15 protein-coding genes and 1 pseudogene are annotated in these 15,872 nt (G+C 68.9%); all 16 read right to left on the reverse strand.

Features of this window, described 5'->3' with window-relative positions; genetic code table 11:
* Positions 1-88: 88 nt before the first annotated feature.
* The 16 genes and pseudogenes from dprA to AC5592_RS19175 all read right to left on the reverse strand — a co-directional run bounded on the left by dprA (position 89) and on the right by AC5592_RS19175 (position 15,840).
* Positions 89-1,261 (reverse strand): DNA-processing protein DprA, encoded by a 1,173-nt coding sequence (gene dprA / locus AC5592_RS19100; protein WP_063065034.1) that lies wholly within the window; start codon positions 1,259-1,261, stop codon positions 89-91.
* Positions 1,262-1,689: 428 nt separating this feature from the next.
* Positions 1,690-3,197 (reverse strand): annotated as a pseudogene (locus AC5592_RS19105) (YifB family Mg chelatase-like AAA ATPase).
* Positions 3,197-3,553: a YraN family protein gene (locus AC5592_RS19110; RefSeq protein ID WP_039779810.1), complete on the reverse strand. Its 357-nt coding sequence runs from the start codon at positions 3,551-3,553 to the stop codon at positions 3,197-3,199. Before AC5592_RS19110 ends, AC5592_RS19105 begins: the two are co-directional and overlap by 1 nt.
* 143 nt (positions 3,554-3,696) lie before the next feature.
* Complete coding sequence (locus tag AC5592_RS19115) at positions 3,697-4,002, reverse strand: DUF2469 domain-containing protein (RefSeq protein ID WP_011210678.1); 306 nt, start codon at positions 4,000-4,002, stop codon at positions 3,697-3,699.
* A gap of 65 nt (positions 4,003-4,067) precedes the next feature.
* Positions 4,068-4,769, reverse strand: a complete 702-nt coding sequence (locus tag AC5592_RS19120) for a ribonuclease HII (protein WP_269750200.1) — start codon at positions 4,767-4,769, stop codon at positions 4,068-4,070.
* 111 nt (positions 4,770-4,880) lie between these two features.
* Positions 4,881-5,717 carry a signal peptidase I gene (gene lepB / locus AC5592_RS19125; RefSeq protein WP_036503658.1) on the reverse strand — a complete coding sequence of 279 codons (837 nt, stop codon included), beginning with the start codon at positions 5,715-5,717 and terminating at the stop codon, positions 4,881-4,883.
* A 154-nt stretch (positions 5,718-5,871) separates the two neighbouring features.
* Positions 5,872-6,213, reverse strand: a complete 342-nt coding sequence (rplS, locus tag AC5592_RS19130) for a 50S ribosomal protein L19 (RefSeq protein WP_030513071.1) — start codon at positions 6,211-6,213, stop codon at positions 5,872-5,874.
* 176 nt (positions 6,214-6,389) lie between these two features.
* Positions 6,390-7,352, reverse strand: coding sequence for a hypothetical protein (locus AC5592_RS19135; protein WP_232329434.1), 963 nt, complete (start codon positions 7,350-7,352; stop codon positions 6,390-6,392).
* Between the two features lie 142 nt (positions 7,353-7,494).
* Positions 7,495-9,948 carry a Tex family protein gene (locus tag AC5592_RS19140; protein WP_157122024.1) on the reverse strand — a complete coding sequence of 818 codons (2,454 nt, stop codon included), beginning with the start codon at positions 9,946-9,948 and terminating at the stop codon, positions 7,495-7,497.
* A gap of 334 nt (positions 9,949-10,282) precedes the next feature.
* The gene (gene trmD, locus AC5592_RS19145; protein WP_036503697.1) at positions 10,283-10,966 is read right to left on the reverse strand and encodes a tRNA (guanosine(37)-N1)-methyltransferase TrmD; all 684 of its coding nucleotides are present in this window, start codon (positions 10,964-10,966) and stop codon (positions 10,283-10,285) included.
* A 44-nt stretch (positions 10,967-11,010) separates the two neighbouring features.
* Positions 11,011-11,550 (reverse strand): ribosome maturation factor RimM, encoded by a 540-nt coding sequence (rimM, locus tag AC5592_RS19150; RefSeq protein WP_063065003.1) that lies wholly within the window; start codon positions 11,548-11,550, stop codon positions 11,011-11,013.
* Complete coding sequence (locus AC5592_RS19155) at positions 11,551-11,793, reverse strand: RNA-binding protein (RefSeq protein WP_036503663.1); 243 nt, start codon at positions 11,791-11,793, stop codon at positions 11,551-11,553.
* Positions 11,793-12,233, reverse strand: a complete 441-nt coding sequence (rpsP, locus tag AC5592_RS19160; protein WP_036503664.1) for a 30S ribosomal protein S16 — start codon at positions 12,231-12,233, stop codon at positions 11,793-11,795. The genes AC5592_RS19155 and rpsP overlap by 1 nt, the downstream gene beginning before the upstream one ends.
* 319 nt (positions 12,234-12,552) lie before the next feature.
* The gene (locus AC5592_RS19165; RefSeq protein ID WP_371507269.1) at positions 12,553-13,653 is read right to left on the reverse strand and encodes an amidohydrolase family protein; all 1,101 of its coding nucleotides are present in this window, start codon (positions 13,651-13,653) and stop codon (positions 12,553-12,555) included.
* A 159-nt stretch (positions 13,654-13,812) separates the two neighbouring features.
* The gene (gene ffh, locus AC5592_RS19170) at positions 13,813-15,396 is read right to left on the reverse strand and encodes a signal recognition particle protein (RefSeq protein ID WP_036503666.1); all 1,584 of its coding nucleotides are present in this window, start codon (positions 15,394-15,396) and stop codon (positions 13,813-13,815) included.
* 132 nt (positions 15,397-15,528) lie between these two features.
* Positions 15,529-15,840, reverse strand: coding sequence for a hypothetical protein (locus AC5592_RS19175; protein ID WP_036503669.1), 312 nt, complete (start codon positions 15,838-15,840; stop codon positions 15,529-15,531).
* Positions 15,841-15,872: the final 32 nt, after the last annotated feature.

A 15,872-nucleotide genomic window follows, 5' to 3' on the forward strand; every position in this document is an offset into this window, starting at 1 on the left:
TCCGCTCACCACCGACCGTCAGACCCACCACCGCCGAGCACGTCGACAGCCAGACGCACTTGCACCCCGATCACGTCGTACTGACCTTTCACGCCCCCTTTCGCACGGTGCGGAACCACCCCGAACTGTCGGACCCGACCAGCCCGGCGACCTCGAGGGCGACCAGTGCCGCGCGCACCGCGTGGATGGTGAGGCCGCTCTCGTCGGCGATCTGTTTCGGCAGGCGCGAACCGGCCACCGGCAAATCGGCGAAGACCGCCGCCTGGTCCCCGGCGAGATTCGCACCGACCTCGCTACCCGTGGGCAGCGACAGGCGCAGTGGCCCGACCTCGTCGTGGATTTCGTCGACGCGAGTGACGAGGATCGCTTCCCGGTCGCGGATCATGCGGTGGCAGCCGACCGACGCCGCGGCGGTGATCGGCCCCGGCACCGCGAGGGCCGGACGGCCCAGGCGCCGAGCCCATTTCGCGGTATTGCGCGCACCGCTGCGCATGCCCGCCTCGACCACCAGCACGCCGTCGGACAGGGCCGCGATCAAACGGTTCCGCGCCAGGAACCGGTGTTTGAGAGCAGCGGCGCCGGGCGGGTATTCGCTCACCACCACACCCGTTTCGGCGATCTCGGCCAGCAGGCGTTCGTGCTGAGCGGGATAGGGGCGGTCGACGCCGCAGGCCAGTACGGCGATGGTGGGGGCGCCGACGGCCAGCGCCGCACGATGCGCCATCCCGTCGATGCCGAATGCCGCTCCGGACACGATCGTCCAACCGTGCGCGGCCAGTTCACCCGCGAGTTCGGCGGTGACCTGTTCGCCGTATCCGGAGGAGCAGCGAGCGCCCACCACGGCGAGGGCTTGTTCGGTGTACTGCTGCAACGACAACGGACCGCGGGCCCACAGCACCAGCGGCACCGCGGCGTCGGCGTCGCGGGCCGGGTCGAGCTGGGTCAGGCCCAGCAGGCGCCACTGCGGCCACTCCGGGTCGTCGGGAGTGATCACGCGTCCACCGATGCGCGCCATCAGCTCGAGATCGCGTTCGGCACGGTCGACTTCGCGCCGGCGTTCGGTCGGACCACGCAGCGATTCGGGCAGATCGCATTCACGCACCGCACGCGCCGCCTCCACCACGCCGACGCGCGCGATCAGCGCCGACAACGCCGGACACGGACCCTCCACCACGCGAGACAGATAGACCCATGCCAGCCGCCGTTCGTCCGCGTCGACAGTCAGCAGAGACGCGACACCACCACCCGAATCGCCGTCCATGCCGACATCGTGACCGGTCACCGCCACACCTCCGTCTCGCCGCCGACGCGGCACGCATGCCGGTGGTGCCGCGGAAATCGACAGCCCGGCGTCGCGGTCATGTCGTCCCCCGCCCGGCGAAAAACACCGTGCCTGGCCGCTCGATCTCGACTCCGAACGCGTTCGGCGATCCCCGTTCCCGTGCGGCCCATCGTTCTGCGAATCATTTATTCCCTCCCTTACTGCGCATTCGGTCACCGGTCCCCACGCCCCCACGCCTTACGCGCCCCACAACGCCTCACGCTCCGTACCCACGCCCACGCCCACGCCCACGCCCACGCCCACGCCCACGCCCACGCCCACGCCCACGCCCACGCCCACGCCCACGCCCACGCCCACGCCCACGCCCACGCCCAGACGATGGGCGCCGAAGTCCGGCGCAAAACGACTCAGGACACGCCGCGTTGCCGAAAGTTCAACGCCTGCAGGACATCCTGCGCCGACGGCACCTCTCCCCCGCGTAAGTCGCAGACGGTCCAGGCGACTCGGATCGCCCGGTCGGCACCGCGGGCGGACATCCGGCCCTGCCGCAGCGCACTCTCCACCGGTGCCAGCGCATCGGCCGGCAACCGGAAGCGCTGGCGCAGGACATGTCCCGGCACCTCGGCGTTGACGGTCCACCCGTACTCGGACCAGCGCCGCGCCGCGACCTGCCGCGCCAGCTCGACCCGTTCCCGCACGACGACACTGGATTCGGCGTCGGACGGGGTGAACGTTCCGGCGGCGTGCGCGTGCATCTGGACCCAGATGTCGATGCGATCCATCAGCGGCCCCGACAGTTTGCCCAGATACCTGCGGCGGGCCAGGGGCGCACAGATGCAGTCGACGTCGCGGGCGGGAGCACACGGGCAGGGGTTCGCCGCCAGGATGAGCTGGAAGCGTGCCGGATATCGAGCCACGCCGTCGCGGCGGGCGATGCGAACCTCGCCCTCCTCCAACGGAGTTCGCAACGCCTCCAGCACCTTGGTGCCGATCTCGGCACATTCGTCGAGGAAGAGGACACCGCGGTGCGCACGGCTGACGGCCCCCGGACGCGCGGATCCGGAACCGCCGCCGACCATCGCCGACACCGATGTCGAATGGTGCGGCGCCACGAACGGCGCCGTCGTGATGAGCGGATGATCGTCCGACAACGTCCCGGCCACCGAATGGATGGGGTGACCTCCAGTGACTCCGATTCCGTCAATGCCGGCAGCAACCCCGGAAGTCGTTGCGCCAACATCGTTTTGCCGATGCCGGGCGGCCCGGTCAACAGCAGATGATGGCCGCCGGCCGCGGCCACCTCCAACGCCCAGCGCGCCTCGTCCTGCCCGACCACCTCGTTGAGATCGCCGATACTTCGCCGCGGGGCGGTGTAGCTGCCGTCCGGGGCCGACAATTCGCCGTCACCGCGCAGCCAGTCGATGAGTGCCCGCAGTGTCGGCGCACCGAGGACGGTGATGCCGTCCACCAGCCCGGCCTCACCGAGCACCGACTCGGGCACCACGACGGTCCGGCGGCCGGCGGTCCGCGCCGCCAGCACGGCGGGGAGAATGCCGCGCACCCGCCGAACCCGGCCGTCGAGGGCCAGTTCGCCGAGCAGGACCGTACCGGCGAGCTTCGCGCCGGGCACCGAATCGCCGGCGTGCAGTACGGCCGCGGCCAATGCCAGGTCGTACACGCTGCCGACTTTCGGCAGCGTCGCGGGCGACAGGGCGAGAATCACACGCCCGTCGGGCCACTTCTCCCCCGAGTTCGCCACCGCGGCCCGGACCCGGTCCCGCGATTCCTGCAACGTGGTGTCCGGGCGCCCGACCAGGTGGACCGACGGCAGCCCCTGCCCGATATCGGCCTCGATCTCGACGAGTTGTCCGTCCACCCCGGTCACAGCCACCGAATGAGCGCGTCCCAGGGCCATCAGAAGGCCGCCCGGACATGCTCGATCTGCGGGTCCCGGCCCGGCAGCAGCAGGACCGACACCACATCGAAGCGGACTCGCCGCCACGGTCCGCTCTGTTCGGCCAGCCACAGCAGCGCCAGCCGCCGGATGCGCTGCTGTTTGGCGAAGGTCACCGACTCGGCCGGTGTACCGAACCCCAGCCCGGAACGCGTCTTGACCTCGACGAAGGCGGTGGTATCGGACTCCCGGACGATGAGGTCCAGTTCGCCGTAGCGACACCGCCAGTTTCGTTCGACGATCCGCATCCCGGCCCCCTGCAGGAACTGCGCGGCCAGTTCTTCTCCGTGGGCGCCGAGCGCCAGATTGTGTGCCACCCGCTCAGGATGCCGTCGGCGTGATCGCGGCCCGCGGGCCTCACCTGCGGAAACAGAAAGTCTGTGGATGAACCCGGGGCTGTGGATCAACGGCGGTGCCGGCAACCGATCGCCCCAGGTGGGACGGGTCTCGCGGCCTACGACTATTCGGGCAGGCGCAGGTCCGGCTTCTCCAGTTCCTCGATGTTCACATCCTTGAACGTGATCACGCGGACGTGTTTGACGAAGCGGGCGGGCCGATACATGTCCCACACCCACGCGTCCGACATCCGCACTTCGAAATACACTTCACCGTCGGCGTTCTGCGGGCGCAACTCGACAGAATTGGCCAGATAGAAGCGGCGTTCGGTCTCGACGACGTACGAGAACTGACCGACGATGTCCTTGTACTCGCGATACAGCGAGAGTTCCATCTCGGTTTCGTACTTCTCGAGGTCCTCGGCGCTCATGCCTCGCTCCGCTCGCTCATCGGGTGGAATATCCTCCTCTATCGCCACGAACGCTGTAGGTCACATCATCCCGCATGGGCCGGATCGGCAGCCACCCGCCCGGTCTCCCCGGCCTCGGTGCCCCGCACGTTGCGCCACGACCGGCGGTGTTCGTCGCTGGGCCCCAGCCGCTCCAGCGCCGCCAGATGTTCGGGTGTGTTGTAGCCCTTGTGCGCGGCGAAACCGTATCCGGGCAGGTCACGATCCATCTCGACCATCATCCGGTCGCGGGTGACCTTGGCCAGAATGCTGGCCGCGGCAATACACGCCGCCGCCGCGTCACCGCCGATCACCGGCAGCGACGGAACGCTGATGCCCGGCACCCGGAAGCCGTCGGTGAGTACGTAGCCGGGCCGCACCTCCAGACCCGCCACGGCCCGGCGCATGCCCTCGATATTGGCGACGTGAATGCCGATCGCGTCGATCTCCCAGGCGGGGATCACCACGACCTTCCAGGCCAGCGCCCGGCGCACGATCACCGGATACAGCTGCTCGCGCACGGCCTCGGTCAGCTTCTTCGAATCGTCCAGTCCCGCAAGGGAATCGTACGCCTTGGGCGCGAGCAGACAGGCCGCGACCACGAGCGGGCCGGCGCAGCATCCCCGGCCGGCCTCGTCGACACCCGCGACGGGGCCGAGGCCGCTGCGGATCAGCGCCGCTTCCAGGGTGCGCAGGCCACCGGCCCGCCGCATCACCACTCGCGGCGGCCAATCCCCTGTGCGAACCACCGGCCGGATGATCTTGCCGCCCTTACCGTTGCGCGTCGTGCGTCGCGATGTCTCCGCCACTGCACCTACCGTTCGACTATCCCGTGACTCGATTATCTCGCGCCGCGCGCCTCAGTTCGTCTGCGGATTCTGTGACTTGACCGGGCCGATCCGGTTCGGCGGCCAGATCTTGAACACCGCTTTACCGCGCACAGCGTCGATCGGCACGGTACCGGAGTACTCGTCGTCGACATGAGCGCGCGAATCCGCGGATTCGTTGCGGTTGTCACCCATCACCCACAGATTGCCGTCGGGCACCTTGACCGGGCCGAATTCGCGACCGCGCGGGTCGATCGACAGCCCGCCGGCCACCTTGGTCGCATAGGCCAGCCCCGGCTGATAGGGATAGATGTAGTGCGCGTAGGGCTCGTCGAGCGGTTTGCCGTCGACCATCACCCGGCCCTGCGCATCGCAGCACTGCACGGTTTGACCGCCGGTCGCGATCACGCGCTTGACCAGGTCGTTCTCGTCCGGCGGCACCAATCCGAAGAATGAGAAGAAGTTCTGCACACCGCGCACGGCGACATTGCTGGAGCGGTTGGAGTGGTAGGACTTGTTCCAGGAGCCGCTCGGTCCGACGAAGACCACGACGTCGCCGGGCTTGGGATCCCCGAAGTCGTAGCTCAGCTTCTCGACGTAGATCCGGTCGCCCGTGCAGCCGGCACAGCCGTGCAGGGTCGGTTCCATCGACTGTGACGGGATCACATAGGGCCGGCCGATGAAATTCACCACCAGCGCCGCGATCACGGCGGCGATGACGATCAGGATCGGCAGTTCCTGCCAGAAGGGCCGCTGCTTGCGCTTGCGCCTGCCTCGCCGGCTGCGCGATGCGGACTCGCCTTTGCGTTCGCCACCGGCACGGTTGTCATCGGCTCCGGGCACCGCCACCGACTCGCTTTCGTCTGCCACGCCGAACAGGTTATCCCGCAGCCATGTTCGTCGTCGCCCCGGCGCACCCTGCGCGCCGGGAAGGCGGGCATCTCGGGGCGCATCCCGGCCGGAAAAGGGAAAACCCCCGGTCGCGAGGACCGGGGGCAGGCGTGAACGGGCAGAGCCCTGATGTTCAGCGCTTCTCCTTGATCTTGGCGGCCTTGCCACGCAGATCGCGCAGGTAGTACAGCTTGGCCCGGCGGACGTCGCCGCGGGTCACCACATCGATGTGGTCGATGTTGGGGCTGTGTACCGGGAAGGTGCGCTCGACACCAACGCCGAACGACACCTTGCGCACGGTGAAGGTCTCGCGGATGCCGCCGCCCTGGCGGCGGATGACCGCACCCTTGAAGACCTGGATGCGCTCCTTGTTACCTTCGATAACCTTCACGTGCACGTTCACCGTGTCACCCGGGCGGAAGTCCGGGATGTCGGTGCGCAGCGACTTTTCGTCGACGAAGTCGAGGGTGTTCATTTCCGTCCTTTGGAAGTTCGCGTGAACAGAGGAACCTGGCGGCAACTGCTCGGCCGGTTCGTGCTCCGGATAGTGGGCGGTGCGCCGGGCCGAATTCGCCCAGAGCAACCTGAGCATTGTGCCAGATCAGGCCGCTGCACGAAAAATCGCCCCCCGAAGTCCGCGCGGTCCGGGCGTCAGTGTCCGGAATGGTGGGGGTGGGCCGCGGTCAGGCCGTCCGCATCGGCCGGTCGCGGCGTATCCGCAGGTGGCGACGTCTCGGCAGAGTTCGTCCGGACCGGACCGTCGTGCATCGAGGCCCGCATGGCCCTGGTGCGCAGGTGGGCGGGCGGAGCGGGGACCACGGTCCGCGCCAACTCTTCCTCGGCGGCGCTGCGGACGTGGGCGACATCGGGCTTCCCGGCGACCAGATCCTGTACGAAAATCTTGGCCCGGATCACCGGGCGCCGGTACCGGCGTTCGCGCACGACTGCCCGGTACATCAGGCGGCGGCGCTCGCCGTAGCGCCAGCGCGCCCACGGCGCGCCCGGCCGGCTCAGCCGCAGGGCGCCCACGACCAGCAACGGCAGGAAGAACATGCCGAACAATCCGGTCCAGATCTTGCCCTTGGCGATGACGATCGCGGCCAGCACCAGATTCACCAGCGCGAAGATGCCGAGGAAGCTGCGCCCCGCGACGCTGCCGTCGTGCCGGATGTCGTTGACGTCGAGCAACCACAGCGGATGGAAGCCGAGCAACAGCAGCCCTGTGACGGCCACCGCGACGAACACCGCATCGACCGATGTGCGCCCCTGCTCCTCCCAGTACACGTCGCGCAGGTAATAGATCAGCGCGAATTCGTCGAGCACCAGCGCCGCACCGACACCGAACGTCGAGGCGAGCGCGGAGATGGTGCCGACCCCACTGTTGTAGGTCGCGACCATGCCCAGTCCCGACGTCAGCACCAGCACCACCCCGAACACCATGTGGTGGATGTGCACGTTGCCGGCGCGCAGGTTGCCGGGCCACCAGCGCACCTGCTTGCGAATCATCCGCACACTGAGCCGGATCAGCAGGAATCCGACGATGAAGCCGAGCAGGAAGCACAGCAACGGCAGGCGTCCCTCCGCGAGAATCGCGTCGTCGAACCAGCGCCGCACAGCCGTCGTCCCCTCACTCGGAACCGGGGTCGGGGTAGTGATGCCCCGCGGGGCCGATCACCGAGATCGAACCCGCGAGTCCATTGTCCCGTACCCGGCCGCCGCGGTCGGGACAAACCCGCATGCGACGGCCGCCGGGGTCCTACCGCCCGAAACCGGCGCGGCGCAGCGCATCCGCCATCGCGCCCGACGGCTCGGGCGCGCTGCGGCGCTGCTGGTTTCGGCCCTGCCCCTTGTTCTGGCCGCCGCTGTTCTGGCCGCCGCCGCGGTTCTGTCCACCGCGATCCTGACCGCCACGATCCTGGCCGCCACGGCCCTGATTGCCCTGGCCGCCGCGCGGCTGACCACCACGGTTCTGCCCGCCGCGCTGGCCCGCGCCGCCCTTCTCGGCCTTGCCGGCGCCGGGCTCGTCGTCCAGGCGCAGGCTCAGGCCGATGCGCTGGCGGGCGACGTCGACCTCCAGCACCTTCACCTTCACCACGTCACCGGACTTCACGATCTCGCGGGGATCGCGGACGAACGAATGCGACATCGCCGAGACGTGGACGAGTCCGTCCTGATGGACACCCACATCGACGAAGGCGCCGAAGGCGGCCACGTTCGTCACCACACCTTCGAGCACCATGCCGGGTTCGAGGTCGGCGACCTTCTCCACCCCGGCGGCGAATTCGGCGGTCTTGAACTCCGGGCGCGGGTCACGGCCGGGCTTCTCGAGTTCGGCGATGATGTCGGTGACGGTCGGCACACCGAATTTCTCGTCGGTGAATTCGCTCGGCCGCAGTGCCCGCAGGGCGGAGGTGTTGCCGATCAGGCCGGGTACGTCGCGTCCGGTCGCCTCCAGCATCCGGCGCACCACCGGATAGGCCTCGGGGTGCACGGCCGAGGAATCCAGCGGATCGTCGCCGCCGCGGATGCGCAGGAAGCCCGCGCACTGTTCGAACACCTTGGGGCCCAGCCGCGGAACACCGAGCAGCGCGGTGCGACTGCGGAAGGGTCCGTTCTGATCACGATGCGCCACAATCGATTCCGCGACCGAGGACGCGATGCCGGAGACGCGGGACAGCAGCGGCACCGAGGCGGTGTTGACGTCGACACCGACCGCGTTCACCGCATCCTCGACCACGGCGCCCAGCGACCGGGCCAGCAACGTCTCGGAGACGTCGTGCTGGTACTGGCCGACGCCGATGGACTTCGGCTCGATCTTCACCAGTTCGGCCAGCGGATCCTGCAGCCGGCGCGCGATCGAGACCGCGCCGCGCAACGAGACGTCCAGTTCCGGCAGCTCCTGCGAGGCATACGCGGAGGCGGAATACACCGAGGCGCCCGCTTCCGACACCACGATCTTGGTCGGCTTCCGCGCGCCGGGCGTCGCACCGATCCGCGAAATCAGTTCCGCGGCAAGGGCGTCGGTCTCCCGGGAAGCGGTGCCGTTGCCGATCGCGATGAGCTCCACGTCGAACCGCGCCACCAGCGCGCCGAGGACGGCCAGTGACTTCTCGGTCTGCCCCTGCGGCTTGTGCGGGTAGATCGTCTCGGTGGCCACCACCTTGCCGGTGCCGTCCACCACGGCCACCTTCACGCCGGTGCGGTAGCCCGGATCCAGGCCCATGGTGGTGCGGGTGCCGGCCGGTGCGGCGAGCAGCAGGTCACGCAGATTGGCGGCGAAGATGTCGACGGCGTCCTTCTCCGCGGACTGCCGCAACCGCATCCGGATATCGATGCCGAGGCTGACCTGCAGCTTGGTCCGCCACGCCCAGCGCACCGTGTCCAGCAGCCAGGTGTCGGCCGGGCGCCCCTGGTCGGCGATGCCGAACTTGTGCGCGATGCGGCCCTCGTAGATGGTGCGCTGCCCCGGTTCCGGTTCCTCGGTGTCGGGTTCGAGCGACAGGCTCAGCACGTCTTCCTTCTCGCCGCGCAACAGCGCGAGGATGCGGTGCGAGGGCAGTTTGGCGAAGGGTTCGCTGAATTCGAAGTAGTCGGCGAATTTGGCCCCGGCCTCTTCCTTGCCGGTCCGGACCCGAGAGGTGACCTGTCCGCGCTCCCACATCAATTCGCGCAGTTCACCGACGAGGTCGGCGTCTTCGGCGAATCGCTCCACGAGAATCGCGCGGGCGCCGTCGAGCTGTTCGGCGGTGTAGCCGGCCGGATCGGTGGCGGGGTCGCCGATGAGGGCGTCCGCGACCGGCTCGTGCCCGGCTTCGCGGGCGATCTGCGCCTTGGTGCGCCGCTTGGGCTTGTAGGGCAGGTAGATGTCCTCGAGGCGGGCCTTGGTCTCCGCGAGCATGATCTGCTGTTCCAGCGCGGCATCCAATTTGCCCTGCCCGCGAATGGATTCCAGGATCGAGTTCCGGCGCTCGTCGAGTTCGCGCAGGTAGTGCAGCCGCTCCTCCAGTTGCCGCAGCTGCGCGTCGTCGAGCCCGCCCGTCACCTCCTTGCGATAGCGGGCGATGAACGGCACGGTCGACCCGCCGTCGAGCAGCTCTACGGCGGCACGGACCTGTTCGTCACGGACCGAGAGCTCCTCGGCGATCCGCCTGCCGACACTGGCCAGGCGGACCTTGCCGGTGGCGGGGGCATCGGCCGGAGCGGTGCCCACGGAGGCTTCCGTGCCGGTGGTTGCTTCGGTGCTGACGGGTTCGGAGGCTGTCGTCACGCTGGCTGACACTACCGTCGGCCGCCGACAGCAGACCAGGTGGAGCGGCCGGTGCTCGCACAGCCGCACCCGGTGTCGGCGCGCCAGGGACGGGAACGGCCGAAAATTGGCTGGCCACAGCCTCGCCGATCTCGTCACCGCGATCGACCCCGATGTTCCCGGCGGCCGCACATCCGCACCCCGTCACGGGCGCGTCGGCGATGTTCGGCACGCGATACGACGGCGGCGCGAATGCCGGATCACGGCGCGGTGAAGTCCTGTCGCGCAGAGTTTTCGGTTACTCCGGCGGCAGCAGATCCGGGCGCCGCTGCCTGGTCCGCAGCACCGATTGGTCATGCCGCCACGCCTCGATGCGCGCGTGATTGCCCGACAGCAGAATTTCGGGCACATCGAGTCCGCGCCAGCTCACCGGCCGGGTGTAGCTGGGGCCTTCGAGCAAGCCGTCGGAGAACGAATCCTGTTGGTGGGAGGCCTGATTGCCCAGTACCCCGGGGATCAGGCGCACCACCGCCTCGGTCATCACGAGCACGGCGGCCTCCCCGCCGATCAGGACGTAGTCGCCGATGCTGACCTCTTCCACCCGGACCCGGCGGGCGGCATCGTCGAAGACACGCTGATCGATACCCTCGTAGCGGCCGCAGGCGAAGACCAGATGCGATTCGGCAGACCAGCGCTGGGCCGTCTCCTGAGTGAACGGCACGCCGGCCGGCGTCGGGACGACGAGCAATGCCTCGTCCGGGCACACCTCGTCGAGCGCATCACCCCAGACGACGGGTTTCATGACCATGCCCGGACCGCCCCCGTAGGGCGCATCGTCGACCGACTGGTGCACATCGTGGGTCCAGCGCCGCAGATTGTGCACGTCGAGTTCGACAATGCCCTTCTCGATCGCCTTGCCCAGCAACGCCGTTCGCAGCGGCTCGAGATATTCGGGGAAGATGGTGACGACGTCGATGCGCAGAGCTGACGAGCGCTGCGCGGGTTCGTCGGCTCCGGTGGCCATCACTACTCCTCGTCCAGCAGGCCTTCGGGTGGGTCGATCACGATCACGCCCTCGGCGAGCGACACGGTCGGCACGATCGCGGTGACGAAGGGCACCAGAATTTCACGACCGGCGCGCCCCCCGGCGCCCGCACCGGCCCGGATCGACAGCAATTCGCCTGCGGCCGAATGCAATACCTCGTTCACGGTGCCGATCTCGGTCCCGTCCGCGAGCCGCACGCTCAGTCCCTCGAGTTCGTGATCGTAGAACTCGTCGGGATCCTCCGAGGGCGGAAGATCATCGGTGTCGACGAGAAACAGAGTGCCGCGCAACGCATCCGCGGCGGTGCGATCGCCGACACCCTCGAGACGGACGAGAAGCCGGCCCGAATGCTCTCGGGCCGACTCCACCGTGAATATGTCCACCGCCTCACTTTTCGGCGCCCGGCCACGCAGGCGGGCGCCGGGAGCGAAGCGGAGTTCGGGTTCGTCGGTACGTACCTCGACCACGAGTTCGCCGCGCACACCGTGCGATTTGGCGACCCGCCCGACTACCAGTTCCATCTACTGATCGGTGTCGACCACGTCGACCCGGATACCCCGGCCACCGATACCGGCGACCAGGGTGCGCAGCGCGGTCGCGGTACGACCGCCGCGGCCGATCACCTTGCCCAGATCGTCCGGGTGGACGTGGACCTCGACGGTGCGTCCCCGCCGGCTGGTGATCAGATCGACGCGCACGTCGTCCGGATTGGCGACGATGCCGCGCACCAGGTGCTCGACGGCATCGGCGACGACCGCACTCATTACTCGGCAGCCTCGGTCGCGGCCTCGGCCTCACCCTCGCCCTCGGCGGCCTTGGACTTCTTCTTCTTGGGGGTGACGGCCTCGGCGACCGGCTCGCTGTCGGCGGCGGCCAGGGCGGCGTTGAACAGGTCCAGCTTGCTCGGCTTGGCGGCCTTGACCTTCAGGGTGCCCTCGGCGCCCGGCAGGCCCTTGAACTTCTGCCAGTCACCGGTGATCTCCAGCAGACGCTTGACCGGCTCGGTCGGCTGCGCGCCGACGCCCAGCCAGTACTGCACGCGCTCGGAGTCGACCTCGATCAGCGAGGGCTCTTCCTTCGGGTGGTACTTGCCGACGTTCTCGATGGCGCGGCCGTCGCGGCGGGTGCGCGCATCGGCGATGACGATGCGGTACTGGGGGTTGCGGATCTTGCCCAGACGGGTCAGCTTGATCTTGACAGCCATGGCTGTATCGATGCCTTTCGATGGCGGCCGCCCGGGGGCAGCCTGAGTGGTCACGGCGCAATTCAGCAGCCCGCACGGGGTGTGGGCCCGGTTTTGCGTTGAGTGTGTGACCGCCGCGCGGTACGTAACCGGAGACGGGCTGACACTGTCCTCGAACACGGCCCCGCGAGCGGGTCGCGGTCGTCGACGAGGACGGTCGTTCATTGTGCCAGATGCGCCCGCACCCGGAGAAATCGCCCTTGCATCGAGCGGACCGTTCGCCGAGCATGCGGAGATCGATGACCAGCGCCGTTGCCGAACGTTCGTCGCGCCGACGCCCCTACCGGTGTCCGGTGACGGGATCGCGGCCCGGGTACACCCGCCCGCGCAGGACGACGTATGCCGGGGCGTCGAGCGCGTCGCGGCTCGACCGCGGATCGGTGCGGTAGACGACGAAATCGGCCGGTGCGCCGTCCTCGATACCCGGTCGGCCGAGCCATTCACGCGCCCGCCACGACGCCGCCGCCAGCGCCTCGTGCCGCGACAACCCGGCCCCGGCCAGCGCGTCGATCTCGTCGGCGATGCGGCCGTGCACGATCGAACCGCCGGCGTCGGTGCCGGTGTAGATCGGCACCCCCGCCGCATGGGCGTCGGCGACGGTGTCGCGGACCCGGCGGTGCAGATCGCGCATATGGGCGGCGTAGACCGGGAATTTGCCGGCGCTGTCGGCGATATCGGGGAAGGTGTCGATATTGACCAGGGTGGGCACCAGGGCGGTGCCGTGTTCGGCCATCATCTCGATGGTGTCGTCGGTGAGTCCGGTGCCGTGCTCGAGGCAGTCGATGCCGGCGCTGATCAGGCCGGGCAGCGCGTCCTCGCCGAAGACGTGCGCGGTGACGCGGGCGCCCTCCCGGTGGGCGGCGTCGATGGCCTCCTTCAGGATCGCGTCGCTCCACAGCGGCCGCAGATCACCGGCGGACCGATCGATCCAGTCGCCGACGATCTTGACCCAGCCGTCGCCGAAGCGGGCCTGTTCGGCGACGATCTCGGGCAGGTCGCGCTCGTCGTCCAGTTCGATGCCCAATTCGCGGATATACCGCTTGGGGCGAGCGATGTGGCGGCCGGCCCGGATGATCTTCGGCAGTTCGTGGTGGTCGTCGATGAAGCGGGTATCGATGGGCGATCCGGCATCGCGCAGCAGCAGCGCCCCCGCATCGCGTTCCACCTCCGCCTGCGCGATCGCACCCGCGCGGTCCTCGTGCCCGCCGCCGTAGCGAATGCCGACGTGACAGTGGGCGTCGACGAGGCCGGGCACGAGCCAGCCTGTGTCACACAGGGTTTCGGCATCGGGCACCGGCTCGTACGAGATCGTCCCGTCGCGAACCCACAGATCGCGCACCTCGTCGTCGGGAAGAACCACCCCGCGCACATGCATCCGCATACCGCCTCCTGACCACGTCGCCCGCTCCGGCCGCACCGCCGCTCCCCAAACTACCGCTGCGATCGCGACGGAGTGCGCACGAGATGCGTGGTCGACGAGTCCCCGAACAACGATGCGGACGGCACCACCAGGCGCCGCCCGCATCGCTCGCTACACAACTCAGTTCTTCGGGAACTTCAGCTTGCTCAGATCGAATCCCTCCAGGCCCGGCGGCAATTCGTCCAGCCCCGCGGGCATATTCGACAGATCCGGCATCCCGGCCGCGGGCATCCCCGGCATTCCGCCCGGCAGACCCGGCATACCCGGGAACCCTCCGCGCATCCCCTTCGGCGGCGTCGGTCCGCGTCCGCCCTTCTTGCCCTTCTTCCCCTTCTTGCCCTTGGCGTTGCGGCGCGCGCCCGGCAGACCCATCTGCCGGCCCATCGCGGCCATCATCTTGCGGGCTTCGAAGAAGCGGTCGACCAGCTGGTTCACATCGGTGACGGTGACGCCGGAGCCGTTGGCGATGCGCAGGCGGCGGGAGGCGTTGATGATCTTCGGATTGGCCCGCTCGGCGGGGGTCATACCGCGGATGATGGCCTGCACCCGGTCGAGTTGTTTGTCGTCGACCTGGGCCAGCACGTCCTTCATCTGGCCGGCGCCCGGCAGCATGCCGAGCAGGTTGCCGATCGGGCCCATCTTGCGGATGGCCAGCATCTGGTCGAGGAAGTCCTCGAGGGTGAGTTCGCCGGAACCGATCTTGCGGGCGGCCTCCTCGGCCTGCTGCTGGTCGTAGACCTGTTCGGCCTGCTCGATCAGGGTGAGCAGATCACCCATGCCGAGGATGCGGCTCGACATGCGGTCGGGGTGGAAGACGTCGAAGTCCTCGAGCTTCTCACCGGTGGAGGCGAACAGGATCGGGACGCCGGTAACCTCGCGGACCGACAGCGCGGCGCCACCGCGGGCGTCACCGTCGAGTTTGGTCAGCACGACACCGGTGAAGCCGACGCCGTCCCGGAAGGCCTCGGCGGTGCTGACGGCGTCCTGGCCGATCATGGCGTCGAGGACGAACAGCGTCTCGTCCGGGTGCACCGCGTCGCGGATGCCGGCGGCCTGGCGCATCAACTCCTCGTCGATACCCAGGCGACCCGCGGTGTCGACGATGACGATGTCGTAGTGCTTCTGCTCGGCTTCCTCGATGCCGGCCTCGGCGACCCGGATCGGGTCGGCGGCGGTGACGCCGAGGGCGTTGTCGCCTCCGCCGATCGACGTCCCCGGATGCGGGGCGAACACCGGCACACCGGCCCGTTCGCCGACCACCTGCAGCTGGGTGACGGCGCCCGGCCGCTGCAGGTCACAAGCCACCAGCAACGGGGTATGCCCCTGGCCCTTCAGCCATTTCGCGAGCTTGCCCGCGAGCGTGGTCTTACCGGCACCCTGCAGACCGGCGAGCATGACGACCGTGGGCGGGTTCTTCGCGAATTGCAGACGCCGGGTCTCGCCACCGAGGATGCCGATCAATTCCTCGTTGACGATCTTCACGACCTGCTGCGCGGGATTCAGCGCGGCCGATACCTCGGCGCCCTTGGCGCGTTCCTTGACGCGGGCGATGAACTGCCGCACGACCGGCAGCGCCACGTCGGCCTCGAGCAGAGCCAGCCGGATCTCGCGCGCGGTCGCGTCGATGTCGGCCGGTGACAGACGCCCCTTGCCACGCAGATCCTTCAGGGCACCGGTCAACCGGTCGGAAAGGGATTCGAACACCGATCGCGCTCCTGGTCTCGTCGAGGGACGTCACTCGGGTTACCAGGGTACGGGCAACTCCGCGATCGGTGGATTCGCCCTAGTCCAAGGCCTGCCGCCGACCGGGCGGCAGGCCCGTCACCGGGACTGCGGTCAGGACAGCGCGCTGTGCCGCGGCCGCGGGGCCCGGCTGAAGTCGTGCTGTTCGTAGGCCACCAGATAGACCGCCTCGCGGCCGGTCAGCCCCAGTGGCAGTGCCATGGCGTCCAGGGTCGCCCAGTCGGAGTCACCTGGCGTGCCGTCGACGAGCGCGCCGGCCAGCTTCATGGCCGCCACCGCCTGACCGCCGGTCAGCGTCCGGCCCGGAAGCCAGGAAACCACCCAATGGTCGCCGCCGACACAGCGAGCGATGTGGTGGGTCGAATCGCTGGTGATCATGGATGAGGACACGACTTCGTTTGCCATCGACCTGCTCCCCTCAACGCACCCAACTCGCC

This window comes from Nocardia violaceofusca NBRC 14427 (genome assembly GCF_963869435.1).
Taxonomy (GTDB): domain Bacteria; phylum Actinomycetota; class Actinomycetes; order Mycobacteriales; family Mycobacteriaceae; genus Nocardia; species Nocardia aobensis.

What these genes read in the sequence shown, in the direction of transcription:
- dprA (WP_063065034.1), bottom strand. Translation starts at nt 1,261, where the DNA reads ATGGACGGCGATTCGGGTGGTGGTGTCGCGTCTCTGCTGACTGTCGAC.
- AC5592_RS19115 (WP_011210678.1), bottom strand. Translation starts at nt 4,002, where the DNA reads ATGAGCGCCGAGGACCTCGAGAAGTACGAAACCGAGATGGAACTCTCG.
- rplS (WP_030513071.1), bottom strand. Translation starts at nt 6,213, where the DNA reads ATGAACACCCTCGACTTCGTCGACGAAAAGTCGCTGCGCACCGACATC.
- rimM (WP_063065003.1), bottom strand. Translation starts at nt 11,550, where the DNA reads ATGGAACTGGTAGTCGGGCGGGTCGCCAAATCGCACGGTGTGCGCGGC.
- AC5592_RS19155 (WP_036503663.1), bottom strand. Translation starts at nt 11,793, where the DNA reads ATGAGTGCGGTCGTCGCCGATGCCGTCGAGCACCTGGTGCGCGGCATC.
- rpsP (WP_036503664.1), bottom strand. Translation starts at nt 12,233, where the DNA reads ATGGCTGTCAAGATCAAGCTGACCCGTCTGGGCAAGATCCGCAACCCC.
- AC5592_RS19165 (WP_371507269.1), bottom strand. Translation starts at nt 13,653, where the DNA reads ATGCGGATGCATGTGCGCGGGGTGGTTCTTCCCGACGACGAGGTGCGC.
- AC5592_RS19175 (WP_036503669.1), bottom strand. Translation starts at nt 15,840, where the DNA reads ATGGCAAACGAAGTCGTGTCCTCATCCATGATCACCAGCGATTCGACC.